This is a genomic window from uncultured Tenacibaculum sp. (assembly GCF_947499065.1).
Taxonomy (GTDB): domain Bacteria; phylum Bacteroidota; class Bacteroidia; order Flavobacteriales; family Flavobacteriaceae; genus Polaribacter.
On sequence record NZ_CANMMT010000039.1, the window covers coordinates 1 to 356 of the forward strand.

General features: G+C 31.5%; 1 protein-coding gene. It reads left to right on the forward strand.

What is annotated here, in order from left to right; translation table 11 throughout:
* On the forward strand, positions 1 to 356 hold a 356-nt coding region (locus Q0958_RS18900), incomplete at both ends, for a thioredoxin domain-containing protein (protein ID WP_299126128.1).

Genomic DNA, 356 nt, shown 5'->3' on the forward strand with positions numbered 1-356 from the left:
TTGAAAAAGGAGAAGATAGAAAATGTAAAATTCAAAAGAAACTATACTCTATTTGAAAGCTTATTACACAAAGCACCGCAATTAAACACCCAACTAAACGATAGCAAAGAAATTGTATTTGGAAATCCAAATTCAAGATTAGAAATCGTAATTGTAACCAATCCTTTTTGTGGACATTGTAAGCCAGTTCACCAGCATGTAGATGCTATTTTAAATAGATATCAAAACAATGTAAAAATAAAAGTACGCTTTAACATTAGTACTAAGGACACCAACAGCGATGTTGTTAAAATCACAAGTCGATTACTTGAGATTTATAATATGCAAGGAGCCCCACAATGTTTACAAGCAATGGA